The sequence below is a fragment of the Thioclava electrotropha genome, assembly GCF_002085925.2.
GTDB lineage: Bacteria > Pseudomonadota > Alphaproteobacteria > Rhodobacterales > Rhodobacteraceae > Thioclava > Thioclava electrotropha.
This window is the reverse complement of record NZ_CP053562.1, coordinates 1338823-1355553: the sequence shown is the minus strand read 5'-3', so window position 1 is coordinate 1355553 and position 16731 is coordinate 1338823. Positions and strand designations below refer to the sequence as shown.

Genomic DNA, 16731 nt, shown 5'->3' with positions numbered 1-16731 from the left:
TAACTGGTGATGGAACCTGGGGAGGAGCATTGTCCGGCAGTTTCGAACAGCGATTGGCTGCGCAATATGGCAACCTTTCCGCGCGCTTGCGTGAGGCGGGAGACTATATTGCAGACAACCCGGTGAGCATCGCCACCCGTTCGCTGCGCACGCTGGCGAGCGAATCGAACCTTGCGCCCGCGACCTTCACCCGCCTCGCCCATGCGCTCGAATACGAGAATTTCGAAGAGCTGCGCGAGACCATGCGCGACCAGATCGGTCGCCGTGTGTCCCCCTTCGCGGACCGCGCCGATCGGCTGCAGAAGGATGCCGTCGATCCGCAGAGCAGCTTCCTCAACCGTTATGCCGCGGCGACGCAGGACAATATCGCAGCCCTGACCGCCGCGATCGAACCGGGACGTCTCGAGGCCGTGGCCGACAAGCTCGCCGCTGCACGCCGGGTGGTGCTGCTGGGCGCGCTCGGCTCGACGGGGATCGCGGAATACACCGCCTATATCGCCAATTTCCTCGGCGATAACTGGGAGCTGGGCGCACGGGCGGGCTCGTCGCTGGGCGCCACGCTCGCGGGGCTCGACGAGCGCGACGCGGTTCTGGTCATCACCAAGCCGCCCTTCGCGCGCTCCACCATCCGCAGCGCGATCCATGCCCATGAACAGGGCGCCTATGTCGCGCTGATTACCGACAGCCGCAGCTGTCCGGCGCTGCACGCGGCCGATGAGACCTTCATCGTGCCCACCGACAGCCCGCATTTCTACACGAGTTACGTCGCCACGCTGTTCTTGCTCGAAGCAATTCTGGCGCTGGTGGCGAAGCGCGCGGGACCCCGCGCAACCGAACGGATCGCCGAGGTCGAACGGCGCAACAGGCTTCTCGACGAAGTCTATGCGCGCTGACCGACGCGGACCGTATCTTTGAACCGAGACCCAAAAACGACCAACGGGAGTTACTCAATGAAAAAGTTCTTCAAACTCGGGGCCATCGCGGCCGTCGCCGGTGCGCTGTTCGCGCCCGCGGCGAACGCAGCCGACGAGACCTTCATCACCATCGGGACCGGCGGCGTCACGGGCGTCTACTACCCGACCGGTGGCGCGATCTGCCGCCTGATGAACAAGAGCCACAAGGAAACCGGCGTGCGTTGCTCGGTCGAATCCACCGGCGGTTCGGTCTACAACATCAACACGATCCGTTCGGGCGAGCTGGACTTCGGCATCGCCCAGTCGGACTGGCAGTACCACGCCTACAAGGGCGACTCGAAGTTCTCCGATCAAGGTCCGTTCGAGAAGCTGCGCGCGGTGTTCTCGATCCACCCCGAGCCCTTCACCGTCGTCGCGCGTGCCGATAGCGGCATCAAGAACTTCGCCGACCTCAAGGGCAAGCGCGTGAACATCGGCAACCCCGGTTCGGGTCAGCGCGGCACCATGGAAGTGCTGATGGACGCGATGGGCTGGAAAACCTCGGACTTCGCGCTCGCAACCGAGCTGAAGGCAGCCGAGCAGTCGAAAGCGCTCTGCGACAACCAGATCGACGCGATGGTCTACACCGTGGGTCACCCCTCGGGTTCGATCCAGGAAGCCACCACCTCGTGCGACGCGACCCTCGTGAACGTCACGGGTGACGCGGTCGACAAGCTGGTCGCCGACAACCCCTACTACGCGAAAGCCACCATTCCGGGCGGCATGTATCGCGGCAACCCCGACGACACGCAGACCTTCGGTGTGCGCGCGACCCTCGTGACCTCGGCCGATGAGCCCGATGACGTCGTCTACGCTCTGGTGAAGTCGGTCTTCGACAACTTCGACGAGTTCAAGAAGCTGCACCCGGCTTTCGCGCATCTGACGCCGGAAGAAATGGTCACCAAGGGCATCTCGGCTCCGATCCATCCGGGCGCTCTGAAGTACTATAAGGAGCAGGGCTGGATCAAATAAGCCCTGCGTATAACTGGGCGGGCGCGCTTGCGTGCCCGCCTTTTTTAGTTTCAGCTTTAAGATCATGCCGGAACAGGCGGACGGCCCGTTGGGCCGCTAGGGGGAACGATGGCGGAAAATCGCGCCTTGAACGAACAGGAATTACAGGAGCTCGTCCAGGCTTCTGACAGCGGGGCACGCAGCCCCAAGGGATGGGTCGGGCTCATGGTCGCCGTGGTGGCGCTGAGCTGGTCGATCTTTCAGGTGCTTCTGGCTTCGCCCATCGGGCCGTATGTGCTGCCGGGCGACCTGATCAACAACGCCCGCCAGATCCATCTGGCCTATGCCATCTTCCTCTCGGCGATGGCGTATCCGCTGTTCAAATCCTCACCCAAGGACCATGTGCCGTGGTATGACTGGATCCTCGCGGTCGGCGGTGCGCTGCTCTCGATGTACGGCTATTTCTTCTACCAGAAGATCGTCGACAATGGCGGGCTCGCCGATATGCAGGACGCCTATATCTCCGTCCTCGGCATCATCTTCCTCTTCATCGCAGCCTATCGCACGCTCGGGCCCATCATGGTCCTGCTGGCGATCGTGTTCCTGTGCTACGTCTTCTTCGGCTCCTCCGAGTTCTTCCCCGAACAGATCCGCTGGGCCGGCGCGAGCCTGCGCAAGGCCATGTCGCATATGTGGATCACCTCCGAGGGGGTGTTCGGCATCGCGCTTGGCGTCTCGACCAAGTTCGTCTTCCTCTTCGTGCTGTTCGGCGCGCTTCTCGAGAAAGCCGGCGCGGGCAACTACTTCATCCAGATGGCCTTCGGCGCGCTCGGCCATCTGCGCGGCGGCCCGGCAAAAGCCGCCGTCGTGGGCTCTGCCGCGACCGGCCTGATCTCGGGCTCGTCGATCGCGAACGTCGTCACCACCGGCACCTTCACCATTCCGCTGATGAAGCGCGTGGGCTTCTCGGCTGAGAAGGCGGGTTCGGTCGAGGTGGCCTCTTCGGTCAACGGCCAGATCATGCCCCCGGTGATGGGGGCTGCCGCCTTCCTGATGGTGGAATATGTCGGCATCTCCTATCTGGAGGTCATCAAACACGCCTTCATCCCGGCGATCATCTCCTACATCGCACTGTTCTACATCGTGCACCTTGAGGCGGTGAAAAACCGGATGCCGACGATCGGCGACCGCGTGGTCTCGGTCTGGCGCACCGCCTTTGGCATGTTCGCCTTCTTCGCGGGCTTCGCGGCCCTGTGCTACGCCACGCAATTCCCGGTGCGCCTCATCACTTCGATGGTGCCCGAAGGCGCGGCCTGGGTTCTCGCCCTGCTCGTCGTTGTGGTCTATCTCGGCCTCGTCTGGGTCGCTGCGAAAGCGCCCGATCTGGAGCCGGACGATCCGAATTCGGAGATCGTGAAGCTTCCCGAGATCAAGGACATCTATAAGGCGGGCCTCTACTACCTGCTGCCGATCGTCGTGCTGGTCTATTTCCTGATGATCGAGCGCAAATCGCCGGGCCTGTCGGCCTTCTGGGCCTCGTTCCTGCTGTTCTTCATCCTGCTTACGCAGAAACCGCTCAAGGCGATGTTCCGCGGCGAGAGTGCGCCCATGAGCCGCTTCCGTGAAGGTGTTCTCGACCTGATCGGCGGCATGATCGATGGCGCGCGCAACATGATCGGGATCGGTCTGGCCACGGCCACCGCCGGGATCATCGTGGGCACCGTCTCGCTGACCGGGATCGGTCAGGTGATGGCCGATTTCGTCGAGTTCCTCTCGGGCGGCAACCTGATCCTGATGCTGATCTTCGTGGCGATCCTGTCGCTGATCCTAGGGATGGGCCTGCCGACCACGGCGAACTACATCGTCGTCAGTTCGCTAATGGTGGGCGTGGTCGTCCATCTGGGCGCGCAATCGGGCCTCGTGGTGCCGCTGATCGCGGTGCACCTGTTCGTGTTCTACTTCGGGATCATGGCCGATGTGACGCCACCGGTGGGGCTAGCGAGTTTCGCGGCGGCGGCGGTCTCTGGCGGCGATGCGATCAAGACGGGCTTCACCGCCTTCTTCTATTCGCTGCGCACGGTCGCCCTGCCCTTCGTGTTCATCTTCAACACCGACCTGCTGCTGATCGACGTGACCTGGTATCAGGCGATCTTCGTCTTCATCGTGGCTACGATCGGCATCCTCGTCTTCACCGCAGGCACGATGGGCTGGTTCATCACCCGTTCGAAGATCTGGGAGACGGTGGCGCTGCTTCTGATCGCGTTCACCCTGTTCCGTCCCGGCTATTTCATGAACATGATCGAGCCGCCCTATAACGAGGTGCCGCCTGCCAATATCACGCAGCGTCTCGACAAGGCGCCGGTCGGTCGCGAGTTGCGGCTGGTCTTCTCGGGGCCCGATTATACGACGGGCGATCCGAAGGACATGACGGTGCTGGTCAAGGTGCCCGAGGGCGCGACGGGTCAGGACCGGCTCGACAAGCTCGGCCTGAGCTTCACCGAGACGGACGGCAAGATGGTCGCGGACGAGCCGATGTTCGGCACGGAGCTGCAGACCAAACTGCAGGGCTTCGACTTCTACGGCGACAATCCCGTCACCCTGTCCAACGTGAAGGTGCCGAACGACCAGCTCCCCAAAGAGCTGATGTTCATCCCCGCCTTCGCCCTTCTCGCGCTCATCGCTTTCCTGCAAAATCGGCGCAAGGAAGACGACGACGCGGCCTTTGCTGAAGGAGAACCGGCATGACCAATACCATTCTCTGCGCGATCGACATGAACCGCCCCAAGACCGAGCGCAAAGTGCTCGAATGGGCGGCGCGGCTGGCCAAGATGGAAGGCGCACAGCTCGACGTGATCACCGTGGTGCCCGATTACGGCTCGGCGGTGGTCGGGGCCTTCTTCTCGGACGATCACACCGCGAAAGCGAAGGAGCATGCGCGCGAGCTGCTGCATGACTTCGTCGCCGAGGTGGTCGGCCCCGAGGTGAACGCGAAGGTGCGCCACATCGTGGGCGTCGGCACCGCCTATCACGAGATCCTGTCGCTGGCCGAAAAGGACGGCGCGGACATGATCGTGCTCGGGGCGCACCGTCCCGATCTCAGCGATTACCTGCTCGGGCCGAACGCCGCGCGGGTCGTGCGGCACTCGAATTGCTGCGTCTTCGTCGTGCGCTGAGCGCGCGACCGACGCCAAAAGCTAAGGGCGCGCCCGGACGATGGGCGCGCCCTTTTTCTATCGGAGCCCGGATCAGGCGGCCCCGGAACAGGCTGCCCTAGATCAGGCGGCAGTATGCAACTGGCGCGGGGCCGACTGAGCTGCGATCACACAGGCTTCGGCCATTTCACGACGCCGCTGCGTGGAATATTCCGCAGGCATCCGCAGCGCCGCGTATTGGCGCCCATCCTCGTCGTTGCGGTAGGTCGGGCCCATCCGGCTCACATCGTAGCCAAGTTGGCGCAGCGCGCGCATCAGGGCGAGCGAGGAGAGGCAGATCAACTCGTCCGCGCCGCGTTCCCCGGCGCGCTCCACCAGCCCGTCGACGATGAGCCGCAGACAGGTCGAGCGTTCCGCCTGCGTAGTCAGCGCGTCGGAAATCACCAGCCGCGTGCATTCCCAGACCCTCTCGCTCGCGATTTCGGTCGGCAGGATTTCCGGCGGGATATGGGGCAACTTCCCCAGATGCGCGTCGCGCAGCATGTAGGTGTTGCCGCCCCAGATCGCCGCGGTCGACATGACCCTTGCCCCGCCCACCACCTGCCCGTCCTTCAGCACGAGCGAGTAATGCGCCAGAGGCGTATCGTATTGATCCATTTCTACTTCGTCATTATGCGGCACGTCCCAACCGAGCGTGTCGACGAAGACCTCCTTGCGCAGGCGCAGGAAGTCGTAAAAAGCGGTGCCGAAGCGGTGAAGTTGCGAGAATTCGAAAGTGCAGTTTTGCATTGGAGCCTCCTTCTGGATAGCTCCATCGAAACCACGAATTTGTGAAAAATTCACTCTTTTAGGTTGTATAAACCTAGATCAGTCGCCTTGAAGTCGCGATTGCGAGCATTTCAATCGCATTTCGCGCCCCCAGTTTTCGGCTCGCAGAAGACAGCCGCGCTTTCACGCCGCTTTCGGAAATTGCGAGTTCCGCGGCGATCTGTTTGATCAAGAGCCCGTCGGCGCGGAAGCGGATCGCCTCGATTTCGGCATCCGTGAGCGAGCGTTGCGAGGCGTCGACATGCAAGGCCTTGAGCATATCGAAAGCTTCATGAAGCTCGGCATCGGTGAAATCGCGATCCGACCGGAACAGGACCGCGTGGCTGCGTCGCCCGGCATCGCTTGGCGTGTTGTAAGAGATTGTGGCGGCGTAGGTCAGCCCCATCCGGCGGGCCATGCCGACGACGTCTCGGGGATCGTCCTCCAGGTCGACCCAGCGCACATACCCGACATTGTGGTAGACCCAGTGCATCGAAGGGTCCTGCACGACCAGACCGTGCTGGGTGTACATGTCGACCCAGTCGCTGTTCAGACGGTTGAGTTCGGCTTCGGGAAATGCATATCCAACCCTGAGCGCGAGGTAAAACCCGGCCGGGGCGATTTCATTCAATCGCTTTTCGCAATCCCTCAGTTCCATATTCTGATGGTCAATTCACTTGCACTCACTGCGGTCGCAGCCTACCGTCGCACGCGTCGCTGCAGCCTTGTACCAACAACCTAAAGACGAATTCCCGTGATGGAAACAGCAAACCGCAAGGAAATCGCCAGCCTGCTAGAGGACCTCGGGCAAACCTGCGACACCGGTTTCGCATTTGCCCTGCATATCCGCTTCACCCGCCCGAACATCCTTTATCGCACATATCCCGAGCCATGGATCGACGAATATAGCGAAAAGGGCATGATGATGGACGACCCTGTCGTCCTGTGGGGCTTGCAGCATGTGGGTATCGTGCGGTGGGACGATCTTGACGACCCCAAGGGGGTTCTGAAAGGTGCGAAATCCCACGGACTTTATAATGGCCTGACCTGCGCAGTGCTGGAGAACGGCTCGCGCTCGATTTCGGGGTTCACCCGATCCAGCGCCCCCTTCTCCGAGGACGAAGCGCAAGACCTGCTTGAGAAGACCCGGCGCCTGCACAACCTGACGGCGGGCCTTTCCGACCTTTGAGAAAAGGCGCTTTTGCCCTTCTCTCGGCTCGATTGTCCAAGTCGAATCAAGGGATAGGCGCGAAGACGAGAAGTCGAACCGGCAGCGCCGCACTCAACCTTAGCGTGCAAACTTCATCTATCGGAAGGTCGATTTTTTTCGGCCTTCCGAATTTCGGTCGAAAAGCTTTGCTTTCGCTTGATCGGCCCGAAAATCGCCCCCTACCCTTTTGAAATATCTGTAATCGGGATCGACGGGCCTGGTCCGGCCCAGAGCGATTAAGTTGACCTCAAACCGGACTGGGCAGTCGTTGCCGTTCTTCTGTGGGGGGGAGAACATGACGCATCTGCCACGTTTCGAGACGCAAGATATCTCTTGGGCGCCGCCGCGCCGGCATAGGGGGCAGCTACGTTGCCTGGTTGCCGGAGGGGCCGGGTTTCTGGGGTCGCATCTGTGCGACCGGCTGATCGAGGCCGGTCACTCGGTGATCTGCATCGACAACCTGCTGACCGGGCGGACAAAGAACATCGCCCATCTCATGGAACATCCCGATTTCACCTTCCTCAGGCATGACGTCATCGCGCCGCTGCAGATGTATGGCGAGCTCGACCGGATCTACAATCTCGCCTGCGCGGCCTCGCCGCCGAAATATCAGCTGGATCCGCTGCACACGTTCCAGACCTGCGTCGCGGGGTCGATGAACCTTCTCAGCCTGGCCGAGCGGACCGGCGCACGTATCCTGCAAGCCTCGACCTCCGAGGTCTATGGCGACCCGGACATCTCGCCCCAGCGCGAAGACTATCGTGGCCGGGTGAATACCACCGGCCCCCGCGCCTGCTACGACGAGGGCAAGCGCGCGGCGGAGACGCTTTTCCACGACCTTCAGGCCATTCGCGGCATCGACACGCGCATTGCGCGGATTTTCAACACCTACGGGCCCCGTATGGACCCCGAGGATGGGCGCGTGATCTCGAATTTCGTCACGCGGGCGATCCGTGGCGCGCCGCTCCAACTCTACGGCGGTGGCACGCAGACGCGCTCGCTGTGCTATGTCGATGATCTGATCAGCGGGCTGGTCGCGCTGATGGAAAGCGAGACGGTTGGGCACGATCCGGTGAATCTGGGCAATCCGGGCGAATATACCGTCGCCGAGCTGGCCCATATCGTGCGCGACATGTGCGAAAGCCGCGCGCCGCTCGTCGTCTCGGATCTGCCGCTCGACGATCCGATGCAGCGCTGTCCCGACATCACCCGCGCCGAGACCCGGCTGGGCTGGCGTCCGGAGATCGCGCTGCGCAGCGGTCTCGTGCCGACCATCGCCTATTTCCGCGCAGAGATAGCGGGCGTTGAAACCGCAACCGCCCCGATAACCGCAACGGCCGCCGAATGATCCAGCGTCCCGACATACGCGCTGCGATCGAGGCCGGACACCTCGCGCCCATCCTCACACCGAGGCAGGCATTGCGCTATCGGGTGCTGTTTGCGCTATGGATGCTCGCGACGGTCTATTTCTGGAGCTGGTGGCTGACACCGTCGCATATCCTTGCGACGGTTCCCTATTTGATACTCACGGGTGTGCTGATCTGGCTTCTGGCAATGCAGATCTACTTCTTCGTGATCTTCCTGCAGGCGGTCCGCCCCTCCTCGCCCCTTCCGGAGCCGGGTCGGTGGCGCGTCGCGATGATCACGACGAAAACTCCATCCGAACCCTTTTCGGTCGTTCGTCGGACATTGGAGGCGATGCTCGCGCAGGACTATCCGCATGACACGTGGCTCGCCGACGAGGCGCCCTCGCCCGAGACACGCGCATGGTGCAAGATCCACGGCGTGAAGATCTCCAGCCGCCACGGCATCGCGGACTACCACCGGCAGGAATGGCCGCGCCGGACGCGCTGCAAGGAAGGCAACCTCGCCTATTTCTACGACCACTGGGGCTATCGCGACTATGACATCGTGAGCCAGCTCGACGCCGACCACGTCCCGCAACCGGGCTATCTGTGCGAGATGCTGCGCCCCTTCGCCGATGATGCGGTGGGCTATGTCAGTGCGCCGTCGATCTGTGCGTCCAATGCCAAGGAAAGCTGGGCCGCGCGCACGCGGCTTTATTTCGAAGCGGCCTTCCACGGAGTTTTTCAAGCGGGCTACACTGCAGTATTCGCGCCGATGTGCATCGGCTCTCATTACGCTGTGCGCACCTCCGCGCTGAAGGAAGCTGGCGGTCTTGGTCCCGAACTCGCGGAAGATCACTCGACCACGCTCCTGATGAACGCGGCCGGCTGGCGCGGCGTTCACGCGATCGACGCGATTGCGATCGGCGATGGTCCGGCCACGGTGACCGACCTGATCACGCAGGAGTTCCAGTGGTCGCGCTCGCTGCTGAGCCTCCTTCTGCGCTACATGCCGGACTATGTCGGCAAGATGCCGTGGCGGCTGAAGTTCCTCTTCGTACTCTGCCAAAGCTGGTATGTCTTCTTCGCGCTCTCGATGTCGATGATGTATGTCGCCCCGATCATCGCCATCAGCTTCGACATGCGCTTTGCCGACGTGACCTATCCCGCCTTTATCGGACATGTGCTGCCCGCAGGCACGGTGACGCTGATATTCGCCTTCATGCTGCGGCGCGATCAGTTCTTCCGTCCGCACGACGCCAAGATCATCGCGTGGGAGAAAGCACTCTTCGTGATGATGCAATGGCCTTGGGTGCTCTGGGGATGCGTGATGGCCGTCTATGACCGGCTGTCGGGCAAGTTCGTCGATTTCCGGATCACGCCGAAAGGCGAAGCGGCCTCGACGATGCTACCCGAGCGGATCATCGCCGTTTACGGTGGACTGGCCCTGGGGGCCTTGCTGCCGGTTCTTCTGGTGGACAACGTCATCGAGGCGCGCGGGTTTTACCTCCTCTCCATGTTCAACGCCGCGTTCTATTTCGTCTTGCTGAGTGTGATCTTCGGCGCGCGCGCGCGCCGCGTTCAGATCGATTGGCGCGGCTGGCCGCGCGACATGGCGGTTCAGATGGGCACGCTGAGCGTCATCGTCTCGCTCAGTTTCGGAGCCCTTTGGCTCCGCGGCGGCGAAAGCGTCTACGCGCTCATGATCGGGCTGAAATCGGTTCAGCTCGCAAAGGTCGAATACATCGTCTCGGGGGCTGGCATGGGCGCTCCGGGACAAGCGAAGTTCCACGTCAAACCGAGCTGGAAGTGACGGGGCTGCGCACTGAAAAGGAGGAGACTGACATGGCTAATGATTTGATGACCCGTCGCGAGATGATGGCCGGAGCCGCGGCGTTGGGACTGACAGTATCGGCGCGGCCGGCGTTCGCTGCGGATGTCAGCGTGCCGCCCGGCTCCTTGCCGTTCGGGGTCTATGATCCCGATGGTGACTTTGCGGATCTTTCAGGCGTGGTGATCGAGCACCTGTTCCTGCCCTGGGAGGACGTTTTCCTTCCCTCGCTGAACGATGCCGACAGCTACGCGCTCGAACGAAACCGCGCGCTTCTGGTGACACTGGAACCGTGGACATGGTCGCGCTCGGAGCGCAACACCGCGCAATATCTGCGCCGCGGCATCGAGCGGGGCGAATACGACGCCAACATGATCGCGGTGGCCGATGTGCTGGCGACGCTGCAAAGCCCGGTCACGCTGCGCTTCGCCCATGAGATGGACGATAAATCCGGCCAGTTCATCTGGTCGGACTGGAACCCCGACGACTACATCGCGGCCTATCGCCGGATGACCGATGTCGCCCGCGACCGGGCGCCGAAGATCAACCTGATGTGGTCGCCGCTGGGCGACGAGAACATGGGCGACTATTACCCGGGTGACGATTACGCCGACATCGTGGGCCTCACCGTCTTCGGGCTGCAGGCTTGGGACCAGGCCAAGTTCGGCCGCGATCAGACCTTCGACGACATCTTCGCGCCCCGCTACGCGCGGGCTGCCACCTATGGCAAACCGGTTGCGGTGGCCGAGCTCGGCTATGTCGGCAACCAGTCCTATGTCTCGATGTGGCGCGACCGGGTGCGTCAGGAATTGCCGGACTATCCGAGCCTCGTCGGTGTCAGTTACTTCAACCAGCGCGAGGTTTACCCGTGGCCCGAAGGCTTCGGCGCGCCGGATTGGCGAATCAAGAACCAAGTTCTGACCTGAGCCACCATAGGTAGTGGCGATTTTTCGCCTACAACACCACTGCTAGACAAGACATTGAAGCTGCGCGGGAATTTCTCTCGCGCAGCCTCTTTGCATTTCGCCACAAATCCGCCTGCTTCCCGCCACGTCACCTACCAACTTGACCCGTAGGCTGAGATCGACCAATCCTGCTGGCACGAGGACGCAATCGGCCCTCTTCCGCGCAGACGGGAGGGGTCAGACCGCAACGTGAGCAGACAGGATTACAGTTCCGATGACGTTTTTATCCGTGAAAGCGGCCCGCCTTGTCGTGGCCGGCCTGATCTTTGCAGCCCCGCTGAGCAGCGCCCATGCGCAACAAGCCGGCATGCTGGACCTCAAACCAATCCGTGTTTCCGCCAAAAGCACCGCCGGTCAGGGCGGCGCAAAATTTGACTGGCTCGCCGGTCGCACCAGCAAAGACCGCACCACGCCGCGCGTCGTGCAGACCCGGTTCATCGGCAAGGGCAAATGGATTTGCTCGCCCGCCGGTTTCGGCAAGAAAGCAAGCTGCTTCCAGCGCTGAACGCCGCCCCTACGCCTTAAGTGATGGCCCCGTCCTGACCGGGCCACGTCACGCTCATTCGGCGGGGAAACCCACGGTGCAGTCGATCCCGGCGGGCAGCTTGCCTTCGGGATTGGGCAATGCGAGGCGCACCCCGAACGTGTCCGACGCCGCATCGAAGACCTTGTCGACGACGCTCACCGTCGCGTCGTATTCGCCGCCCACGGGTGCTGCGGGATAGACCTTCAACACCTGATCCTTCTTGACGCGGTCATACATCGACGTCGGCAGGAAGACCTCGACATGCAGCGGGTCGATCTGCGCGAGCTGCGCGATCGGCGCTTGCGAGTAGACATATTCGCCCGGCCCCATCATCCGCGTGATCACCAGCCCGTCGATCGGCGAGCGGATCTCACGCCGCGCCAGCTGCGCCTCCACCCTTTGCAGATCGAGCTTCGCCAAATGTTGGTCCATTTGGGCCGAGCGCAGCTCCAACTGGGCCACTTCGGCATTGGTCTGGGCCTCCTGCACCTGCGCATCGGCCATCACGTTGCGCTTACCCATCTCGGTCGCGCGGTCGGCGGCCTTTTGCAGCAGCGCCACTTTGGAACGCGCGATGTCGATCGGCCCCTCGTCCTGTGCACGCTCCTTGGCATAGGTCAGCTGCGCCTCTTCGGCCTTGGATTCCAGCTTCGCGATCGGGTCGCCCTTCTTCACCGTATCCCCGCGCGAGACGAAGACCTGATCGATCACCCCATCCACGGCCGAGCCGATCTCGAGCACCTGCCCCGGATCGATCAGGCAATCGAAGCGCTCCTGATCCTGCGCGAGCGCCGCGCCGGGACCGAGGGCGAGAAGGAGGGTGATGGAAGTAAGCCGCATGGGTGGTCCCTTTCAGTTGCCCCTGCCGCTGAAGGCGAGCAGGTCTTCGAGATTGTCGTCGGCGCGCAGAAGCGCCTTGCGCACGCCGGAATGGCGCGCTTCGGTCGCGCGTTGCGCAAGCCGGGTCACGGGCGCGCCGATCAACCACGGCACGCGCCCCTTCCCGCTTGAAAACATGCGGATCAGACCGGAAAGCCGGGTTCCGTAGAAGACCCGCAGCAGGTCGTCGTCGAGCGACACGAAGGTAACGAAGCTCCCCGGATCGCCCTGCCGTCCGCAGCGCCCGAACAGCTGGCGGTCGATGCGGCGCGCGTCGTGGCGACCGGTCGCGATGACATGCAGCCCCCCTAGGTCGCGCATCTGCTGATCGATGCGGATATCGGTGCCGCGCCCGGCCATGTTGGTCGCGACCGTGATCCGCCCATGCCCGCCCGCTTCGGCGATGATATGGGCCTCGTGCTCGGTCTCGCGGGCGTTGAGAACGCGATGCGTCAGCCCCTCTTCTGTCAGGAGCGCGCTGATCTCTTCCGAGGCGGCGATGGATTGCGTGCCGATCAGGATCGGGCGGCCCGTCATATGGACGCGCTTGGCCTCGGCCAGAACGGCGCGCCATTTCTGATGGGCAGTCGCGTAATGGCGCTCGCCGAGGTTCTTGCGGCGCGAGCGGCGGTTCGTCGGGATGCGCTTCGTGCGCAAACGGTAGACCGCGCGCAGCTCGCCCGAGACCTCGGCCGCCGTCCCGGTCATGCCCGCCAGCGTCAGGTAGCGGCGGAAGAAGCGCTGATAGGAGATGCGGATCAGCGTCTCTTGCCGCCCGGTGATCTCGCAACCTTCCTTCACCTCGATCATCTGATGCAGCCCGCGCTCCCACGAGCGGTCGGACATCACGCGGCCTGTGTATTCGTCGACGATCTGCACGCCCGCCTCATCGACGATGTAATGCTTGTCGCGATGGTAAAGGTGCAGCGCCGAGAGCGCCTGCCGCGCCAGTTCCTCGCGATGAATCTCGGTGGCCCAGACGCCGCCGAAATGCGCGCTGAGCTGGCGCAGCCGCGCCTTGCCCAGATCGGTCAGTTCGACCTTCCATTCCTTCTCGCGCACGGTGAAATCGCGCGGCCGGGTCAGCTTGCGCCCGATCTCGACGGCGCGCTGATAGGTCTGCTCCAGCCCCGAATGATCGCCCGCCCGGGTGATGATCAGCGGCGTGCGCGCCTCGTCGACCAGCACGCTATCCGCCTCGTCCACGATTGCGTAGCACAGTCCGCGCATCAGCAGCCGCTGGCGTTTCGGATCGGTCTTCGACAGCCCCTCAAGCGCCATATGCAGCGCGCGGGTCTCGCCTTCCAGCACCAGCCGGTCCTTGAGGTAATCGAAGGCCAACTGCTTGTTCGTGCAATAGCAGATGTCGCAGGCATAGGCCGCCTGCCGTTCCTCGGGGTTCAGCCCTTCGATGATCACGCCGACACTGAGACCCAACGCCCGATAGAGCGGCCCCATCCATTCCGCGTCGCGCGCGGCAAGGAAATCGTTCACCGTCACGATATGCACCGGCACGCCCGAGAGCGCCATGATCGCGGCAGGCAGCGTCGCGGTCAGCGTCTTGCCCTCGCCGGTGTCCATCTCGGCGATCCGCCCGCGCAGCATTGCGCGCCCGCCTAGAAGCTGCACATCGAAGGGGCGCATCTGCAGCGAGCGTTCGGACTGGATGCGCACCAGCGCGAAGGCACGGGCCACCAGATCGGCGCGCAGCCCCTTCACCCGCAGCTTCTGCGCCACCTCGACACGAGCATCGTTGAAGGCATGCGCCTCCAGCTTCGCCAGCGCCTTCTCCTCCTTCGCGACACGGCGCAAAAAGCCCGCGCCTGCCGCCGATTTGATCGAGAAGAATTGCGACACCCGCCCCACCGCGCTCGCCATCACCCGGTCGAGCGTGCCGAGGCGTTCATCCTCGCGCTCGGGGTAGAAGGCGGTCAGCAGACCGGGGCGTTGGACGAGCATCTCAGACATCGTAGATCCTCAGGAACAGCTGGCGCAGCGCGCGATAGGCCTGAAATCCGATCGGCAAGGTGCCATGCGAGAAGCGCACCTCGACGCGCCGCCCCAAGAGCGGCAGCGCCGCATCGGGGGCCATTTCCAGTTCGAACTCGAAGACCCGTTGCAGCGTGCGCAGGCCCTTGGTGTCGCCCGGATCGACCGGAACCGTGCCGCCGCCCTGCAGCCCCAGCGCGGGCGTCGGCAGGTCGCGGATGCCGCCGGGCACTTCGCGCACGATGGTCGCGGGATAGCTCTGCCCGCCATATTCGACCGGCATCACATCGACGCGGCCCGTCGCGTTGCGCACCAGATCGACATCGTCCTGACCGACCACGACGCGCAGCGCCGCCGTGTCTTCCTCGGTCAGAACGTAGGAGATCACCTGTCCGCGTTTGGCGAACCTTCCCTGCAGATCCTCGCCATTGGGCACAACGGCCAGACCCGCGCGCGGCGCGCGGATCGACAGCTCGTCGAGCTGTTGGGCGAGCCGGTTGCGGTCCTCGCGGGTCGCGGAAATCTCCGCCGCGATCATCTCGGCCTCGACCCGGTCGGTGCGCACCGCCGCCTGACGTTGCAGCTCCAGCCCCGCCAGTTGCGAGTCCAGCACATCGAGCCGCGCGCTGAGCAGCGGATCGTCGAGCTTGATCATCACCTCGCCCGGCTGCACCGCGTCATAGGTCGCAACCGGCACCTCGGTCACGAAACCGCTGGTGCCGACGCGCACCTGCGCCTGCTCGGAGGGCCATGTCACGCCGCTGACGACGGATCGATACGGCGCGGGCAGGACGAACAGGATCACGAAGAGCGCGGCAAGGATCGCGCTTGTCACAAGGACCGCACGCGGCCTGTTGGAGCGGAGTTTCGGGCTGGAAGACAGAAAGGACATGGATTTGCCTATGGGCACGAGGATCTGTGTCGTGATCGCCCAGGCCGCCAGCAGCACGCCGATGAAGAAGAAGCGGCCGGCGATATAGGTGATGATCGCGAACATGATGAAGAGGCGATAGATGAAGGCGGCGATCCCGTAGAACAGGAACCAGCGCTTCTCGGCGGGCAGCGAGGTGACGGGCTCCGCCTCCTTCATCCCAAAGAGATATTTCTGCGCGAGATAGGCGTAGTAGCGATTGGCGCGCTGGCCGAGATTGGGGATCTCCAGCCAATCGGCGAAGACGTAATAACCGTCGAAGCGCAAGAGCGGGTTGCCGTTGAACAAAAGCGTCGAGACGCCGCCTATCAGCATCACGTTATAGGCGACCGCATGGGCCGCGCCCGCCTCGGCATTGAGCCAGACGAAGAGTGCGATCGACGCGAGGAACAGCTCCACCATGATCCCGATGCCGCCGACCAGCATCCGCTGATACTTGTCGCGCAGGGCTGAGGCTGCCGAGGCGTCGACATAAGGCACCGGCACCAGAACCAGCAGCATGATCCCGATTTCATGGACCTCGCCGCCGTTCTTCTTCACGGCATATCCGTGGCCCAATTCGTGAAACGCCTTCACCACCGGATAGACCAGCCAGAGCACGAAGAGGTTCTTCGGCGTCAGCACCCGGTCCGCGATATTGTCGGTGATCGCGCCGAAATTGATCGCGGCGAAGATGAAGCCCGCGAGCACGACGAGCACCCAGATCACCGCGAAGGTGCGGGTGAAGAAGGGCCGCACGAAGGGCATGTTGCGGGTCAGGAAAGCGTCCGGGTCCCAGATCGGGATGCGGATGGCGAGCGGCGACCAGATCTTCTGCTTGATCTGCATCGACTGGTGGCGCTGGTAGCGGCGGAACAGCTCGCGCCCGTCGGGCGGCACGTCGCAGATCAGCGCGTCGGCTGCGTGCAACTGCCCCATCAGCCGGATCGCCTCATCCTGCGTGGGGGCCTTCTCGCCAAGCTGCTCGTTGGTGGTGTTCCACAGCTCGTCCATCGTGCGCTTGCCGTTCATCAGCCCGACGAGCCGCCACGCAGCCGGCGAGATGCGATGGAAGCGCCCCGTCGCAATATCCTGAATGACGAACCAGACGCGCCCGCGATAATCGTGCCGGTGGATCGCGACATGCCTGCGCAGGCGCGGTTTGAGATCCTTCACCCGATACCAAGACGGAGAGAAGAGCGAGGTGGCCAT

Annotated in this window: 14 protein-coding genes; 9 read left to right on the top strand and 5 right to left on the bottom strand. The window is 63.2% G+C overall.

Going from position 1 to position 16731, the window contains the following annotated elements; translation table 11 throughout:
- Positions 1-29: 29 nt before the first annotated feature.
- The 4 genes from AKL02_RS06450 to AKL02_RS06435 all read left to right on the top strand — a co-directional run bounded on the left by AKL02_RS06450 (position 30) and on the right by AKL02_RS06435 (position 5077).
- On the top strand, positions 30-893 hold the full coding sequence (locus AKL02_RS06450) for a MurR/RpiR family transcriptional regulator (RefSeq protein ID WP_232621726.1): 864 nt from the start codon (positions 30-32) through the stop codon (positions 891-893).
- Positions 894-950: 57 nt separating this feature from the next.
- Entirely contained in the window at positions 951-1925 is a 975-nt protein-coding gene (locus AKL02_RS06445; RefSeq protein ID WP_078519556.1) for a TAXI family TRAP transporter solute-binding subunit, read from the top strand.
- Positions 1926-2033: 108 nt separating this feature from the next.
- Entirely contained in the window at positions 2034-4649 is a 2616-nt protein-coding gene (locus AKL02_RS06440) for a TRAP transporter permease (RefSeq protein ID WP_108722302.1), read from the top strand.
- Positions 4646-5077: a universal stress protein gene (locus tag AKL02_RS06435; RefSeq protein WP_083074852.1), complete on the top strand. Its 432-nt coding sequence runs from the start codon at positions 4646-4648 to the stop codon at positions 5075-5077. Before AKL02_RS06440 ends, AKL02_RS06435 begins: the two co-directional genes overlap by 4 nt.
- A gap of 102 nt (positions 5078-5179) precedes the next feature.
- Here AKL02_RS06435 and AKL02_RS06430 read toward each other — a convergent pair whose 3' ends face one another.
- Entirely contained in the window at positions 5180-5845 is a 666-nt protein-coding gene (locus tag AKL02_RS06430; RefSeq protein ID WP_083074849.1) for an acyl-homoserine-lactone synthase, read from the bottom strand.
- Positions 5846-5918: 73 nt separating this feature from the next.
- Positions 5919-6494, bottom strand: a complete 576-nt coding sequence (locus AKL02_RS06425; protein ID WP_165756909.1) for a response regulator transcription factor — start codon at positions 6492-6494, stop codon at positions 5919-5921.
- 126 nt (positions 6495-6620) lie between these two features.
- On the opposite strand from AKL02_RS06425, the gene AKL02_RS06420 reads away from it, so the two are divergent.
- The 5 genes from AKL02_RS06420 to AKL02_RS06400 all read left to right on the top strand — a co-directional run bounded on the left by AKL02_RS06420 (position 6621) and on the right by AKL02_RS06400 (position 11720).
- Positions 6621-7052, top strand: a complete 432-nt coding sequence (locus AKL02_RS06420) for an autoinducer binding domain-containing protein (RefSeq protein ID WP_078539643.1) — start codon at positions 6621-6623, stop codon at positions 7050-7052.
- A gap of 316 nt (positions 7053-7368) precedes the next feature.
- On the top strand, positions 7369-8421 hold the full coding sequence (locus tag AKL02_RS06415; RefSeq protein WP_083074843.1) for a UDP-glucuronic acid decarboxylase family protein: 1053 nt from the start codon (positions 7369-7371) through the stop codon (positions 8419-8421).
- Positions 8418-10232 carry a glycosyltransferase family 2 protein gene (locus AKL02_RS06410; RefSeq protein ID WP_083074841.1) on the top strand — a complete coding sequence of 605 codons (1815 nt, stop codon included), beginning with the start codon at positions 8418-8420 and terminating at the stop codon, positions 10230-10232. Before AKL02_RS06415 ends, AKL02_RS06410 begins: the two co-directional genes overlap by 4 nt.
- Positions 10233-10264: 32 nt before the next feature.
- Positions 10265-11176, top strand: a complete 912-nt coding sequence (locus tag AKL02_RS06405; protein WP_108722301.1) for a glycoside hydrolase family 26 protein — start codon at positions 10265-10267, stop codon at positions 11174-11176.
- Between the two features lie 253 nt (positions 11177-11429).
- Positions 11430-11720 (top strand): hypothetical protein, encoded by a 291-nt coding sequence (locus AKL02_RS06400; RefSeq protein ID WP_083074838.1) that lies wholly within the window; start codon positions 11430-11432, stop codon positions 11718-11720.
- Positions 11721-11774: 54 nt separating this feature from the next.
- Here AKL02_RS06400 and AKL02_RS06395 read toward each other — a convergent pair whose 3' ends face one another.
- The 3 genes from AKL02_RS06395 to AKL02_RS06385 are packed head-to-tail and all read right to left on the bottom strand — an operon-like array spanning position 11775 to position 16731.
- Complete coding sequence (locus tag AKL02_RS06395) at positions 11775-12581, bottom strand: efflux RND transporter periplasmic adaptor subunit (RefSeq protein WP_078603883.1); 807 nt, start codon at positions 12579-12581, stop codon at positions 11775-11777.
- 12 nt (positions 12582-12593) lie between these two features.
- The gene (locus AKL02_RS06390; protein ID WP_083074835.1) at positions 12594-14588 is read right to left on the bottom strand and encodes a preprotein translocase subunit SecA; all 1995 of its coding nucleotides are present in this window, start codon (positions 14586-14588) and stop codon (positions 12594-12596) included.
- The gene (locus AKL02_RS06385) at positions 14581-16731 is read right to left on the bottom strand and encodes a hypothetical protein (protein WP_083074833.1); all 2151 of its coding nucleotides are present in this window, start codon (positions 16729-16731) and stop codon (positions 14581-14583) included. Before AKL02_RS06385 ends, AKL02_RS06390 begins: the two co-directional genes overlap by 8 nt.

Excerpts from the sequence above, each read along its gene's own strand:
- AKL02_RS06445 (WP_078519556.1), top strand. The coding sequence starts at position 951 with ATGAAAAAGTTCTTCAAACTCGGGGCCATCGCGGCCGTCGCCGGTGCG.
- AKL02_RS06440 (WP_108722302.1), top strand. The coding sequence starts at position 2,034 with ATGGCGGAAAATCGCGCCTTGAACGAACAGGAATTACAGGAGCTCGTC.
- AKL02_RS06435 (WP_083074852.1), top strand. The coding sequence starts at position 4,646 with ATGACCAATACCATTCTCTGCGCGATCGACATGAACCGCCCCAAGACC.
- AKL02_RS06430 (WP_083074849.1), bottom strand. The coding sequence starts at position 5,845 with ATGCAAAACTGCACTTTCGAATTCTCGCAACTTCACCGCTTCGGCACC.
- AKL02_RS06420 (WP_078539643.1), top strand. The coding sequence starts at position 6,621 with ATGGAAACAGCAAACCGCAAGGAAATCGCCAGCCTGCTAGAGGACCTC.
- AKL02_RS06415 (WP_083074843.1), top strand. The coding sequence starts at position 7,369 with ATGACGCATCTGCCACGTTTCGAGACGCAAGATATCTCTTGGGCGCCG.
- AKL02_RS06410 (WP_083074841.1), top strand. The coding sequence starts at position 8,418 with ATGATCCAGCGTCCCGACATACGCGCTGCGATCGAGGCCGGACACCTC.
- AKL02_RS06405 (WP_108722301.1), top strand. The coding sequence starts at position 10,265 with ATGGCTAATGATTTGATGACCCGTCGCGAGATGATGGCCGGAGCCGCG.
- AKL02_RS06400 (WP_083074838.1), top strand. The coding sequence starts at position 11,430 with ATGACGTTTTTATCCGTGAAAGCGGCCCGCCTTGTCGTGGCCGGCCTG.
- AKL02_RS06395 (WP_078603883.1), bottom strand. The coding sequence starts at position 12,581 with ATGCGGCTTACTTCCATCACCCTCCTTCTCGCCCTCGGTCCCGGCGCG.
- AKL02_RS06390 (WP_083074835.1), bottom strand. The coding sequence starts at position 14,588 with ATGTCTGAGATGCTCGTCCAACGCCCCGGTCTGCTGACCGCCTTCTAC.
- AKL02_RS06385 (WP_083074833.1), bottom strand. The coding sequence starts at position 16,731 with ATGGCCACCTCGCTCTTCTCTCCGTCTTGGTATCGGGTGAAGGATCTC.